This window comes from Microcystis sp. M179S2, from assembly GCF_020245805.1.
Taxonomy (GTDB): Bacteria; Cyanobacteriota; Cyanobacteriia; order Cyanobacteriales; family Microcystaceae; genus Microcystis; species Microcystis aeruginosa.
Window position 1 is genome coordinate 1 of the sequence record NZ_JADBUE010000056.1, and the last position, 2,805, is coordinate 2,805.

Sequence of the window (2,805 nt, forward strand, 5' to 3'; positions counted from 1 at the left end):
TACTCTAGATACAGTCAACGGTACAGCCATTTTCAAAGGGAAAATGTACCCAGTAGCGTCTTTTCAATTTTTTCTGAGAAGCGACCTGCAGTAAGGGTTTTGTTAATTTTTTAGTATTTCTGTATGGGGGAAGTCCAGTTATTACCAGTAAAACTGTGAAGCTTTTTTTGCAAGAAAATGGTCAAGTTCTTAAGGATCAGGGAGAAAGTTATTATTATCAAGTACGAGAAAGATTTAATCAATCTCCTAATTCTCTAGATTTTTTATTTCTCAATCGCTCCTGTTTTAATGGCGTGATGAGATTCAATCGTAAGGGACAGTTTAACGTACCTTACTGTCATAAATCAGAACGATTTTCTCAAGCATATATTACCAAAATAGTCAATCAAGTTATTGCCCTAGAAAATATTCTTATTAAAACTGATTATAATTTTCAAGTTGCTGACTTTCGAGAGACTTTATCTAATTGGCAAAAAACAGACTTGATCTATCTCGATCCTCCTTATTTAGGGAGACACACCGATTATTTTAACTCTTGGTCTGAAGAGGATGAAGATTGTTTGGTAACTATTTTAAAGGATATTTCTTGTCGGTTTATTTTGTCCACTTGGCACAGTAATCAGTTTAGAAGCAATCCTTTAATTAAAAAAAATTGGAGTGCTGATAAGTTTTATATCTATACTAAACAGCATTTTTATCATGTTGGTTCCACAGAAAAATTGCGTCATCCGATCACCGAAGCGATCATTACTAACTTTAACATTCCCTTGTTGCCAGAGCGAGGAACTGATTTGCAACAACTGTCATTATTCCCATCGACAGCAGAAAATGAGGGAGTGAGAACAGTCTAGAAGATGCCTAGTTGCAAATTCTCACTCCTTACTATTTATCCTTGGCTTTGGCGCAGATGGTCATTAATTTGGCGTTTGCGCTTTTCTTGGGGGGTAGTGCTAGTAATTTCGCCAAAATCTTGACTACTCATGGAAAGATGGGACATTATCTTTCTTTTGCGCTCTTTAGCAGTTAATTCCGGTGAAGGAGTTACTGGCGGCGGCGCTGCCACGGGTTCCGCTGCCACCGGAGGAGTTTCCACAATTGGCAGCGGTTTTTTGGGAATATAGTCAGCACCACTGGTACTTCTGGAGAGATGATCGAGAATGCGCCGTTTGCGATCGTCAGTAGCCATAAAAATCTTTGCCAATCTAGTTTAAAGTTTTGTAACTATCACCTATTGTCAAACATCCCTATCCCCTTGAGAAGTCAAGGGAGACTTTATCTTGAGGGATTGAAGACATATAAAACCTGCGATCGCATTTATCTGACTGTGGCACTGGAGGTCTTCTCGCCCAAGGTGATAAGATAAAAAACTAAGTCTTTGAAAATATGACAAAGGATTTATCTATCATGACACCCTCTTTAGCTAACTTTCTCTGGAGCCTTGTTTTAGGTGCGGTTATCGTCCTGATCCCTGCCACTATCGGTTTGATTTTCATCAGTCAATACGACAAGATCAAACGGACTTAATTTAATTTAACCCTAAAATGCCTAGACCGATTCCGTCTGGGCATTTTAGCTAATTTTGGAACTGGCAAGAGCGATCGCACCGACTACCCGATACCCCTCTGTTTGTAAAACCTGCACAGCCTCCTCAATCGTGGTTCCCGTGGTATAAATATCATCAATTAAGAGAATCGGCACTGATTTCGGTAAATTTTTCCCCAGTTGAAAAGCCGCTTGCATCGTCTTTTTTCTTTCCTCGGCTGCCAGACTAAATAAAGCTGCCGTGTTCTTAATCCGAATTAATCCGCGACTAGCCAGAGGATAACCGGTTAAACGACAAAAACCCTCGCCAATGACTTCTGCTTGATTAAAACCCCTTTCCTTTAACCTTTCTGGGTGGAGAGGGATAGGAATCACCGTCAAACGTTTATCGGTGAGGGGAGGACGAAGGAGCCAAGTTTCCCCCATGCAACTGCCTAGCAAAGAGCCGAGAGCGGGATGGCGATCATATTTCATTTTAGCGATCGCCTGTTTTAATTTACCTTCATAGCGTCCCCAGATAAACAGGGGAATAGAACCACGCCAGAGAAAAAGCGGGTTATTCTGACGATAGGACTGTAATTGTCGCCCACAATCACGGCAAAGCTCTCGCTCGCTCTGCCGTTGACAAAGAGGACAGGGAGACTTAAGAAATAAAGCGAGAAAAGGTTCGAGCATGGGAAGTCAAAGTTTTAGCTAGATCCTGATTTCCATCGTCAAAAACGGTCAAATAATGGGGATTACTCCGCTCGATCAAAAGACTGATTCCTTGCGCTCCTTCGGACTCTATATCTTGTAGATAACCCCCCTGATGCTGTTCTGCTTCCTCAAAAGAAGCAAAGGGACCAAAATAGTAAATACAGTGGGGGGAAAGGGAGGTAATTTTCAGCCACCAAGGTGTATTATCGTCAGAAATTTTATTTGTCTCCAAGAAAGATAAAATCATGTTCTGGTAGTGATAGGGTACAGGGATTGCGGGAATCAAGGACAGGTTTTTAGGAACTTTGCCCCCATAATTCCGATTTGCTGGCCAAAAAATCGAGCTTTTGGCCAAAGAGAGTCTTTTTATCGTATTAGATTAACAAGGGGATCGGTCGCAAAATCAAAAGATATTCTAAAAATTCCCCTCAGCCAAGGGGAAGCGGATCGAGATAGGATATTGACGCTCCCATCGCACTAAGCGCTTGGGGATTCCCTGTTCATCCAGTTACCTTATCTACTAAGCTTTCACCTAATAGACAGTGGGTAGTCTGTCCGAGGGCTTGA

General features: G+C 41.6%; 4 protein-coding genes and 1 pseudogene. 2 read left to right on the forward strand and 3 right to left on the reverse strand.

The window, feature by feature from the left end:
- Positions 1-137 precede the first annotated feature (137 nt).
- Positions 138-851 (forward strand): annotated as a pseudogene (locus IM500_RS03155) (DNA adenine methylase); the annotation flags it as partial.
- Between the two features lie 35 nt (positions 852-886).
- Here the strand turns inward: IM500_RS03155 and IM500_RS03160 are convergent.
- A complete protein-coding gene (locus tag IM500_RS03160; RefSeq protein ID WP_190718488.1) occupies positions 887-1,186 on the reverse strand; it encodes a hypothetical protein in 300 nt (99 codons plus the stop codon).
- A 218-nt stretch (positions 1,187-1,404) separates the two neighbouring features.
- On the opposite strand from IM500_RS03160, the gene psbX reads away from it, so the two are divergent.
- On the forward strand, positions 1,405-1,524 hold the full coding sequence (psbX, locus tag IM500_RS03165) for a photosystem II reaction center X protein (protein ID WP_002733679.1): 120 nt from the start codon (positions 1,405-1,407) through the stop codon (positions 1,522-1,524).
- A 45-nt stretch (positions 1,525-1,569) separates the two neighbouring features.
- Here psbX and IM500_RS03170 read toward each other — a convergent pair whose 3' ends face one another.
- Both IM500_RS03170 and IM500_RS03175 read right to left on the reverse strand, forming a co-directional pair.
- Positions 1,570-2,217, reverse strand: coding sequence for a ComF family protein (locus tag IM500_RS03170; RefSeq protein ID WP_002795927.1), 648 nt, complete (start codon positions 2,215-2,217; stop codon positions 1,570-1,572).
- Positions 2,186-2,485, reverse strand: a complete 300-nt coding sequence (locus tag IM500_RS03175) for a DUF1816 domain-containing protein (RefSeq protein ID WP_190718493.1) — start codon at positions 2,483-2,485, stop codon at positions 2,186-2,188. The genes IM500_RS03170 and IM500_RS03175 overlap by 32 nt, the downstream gene beginning before the upstream one ends.
- Between the last annotated feature and the right edge of the window lie 320 nt (positions 2,486-2,805).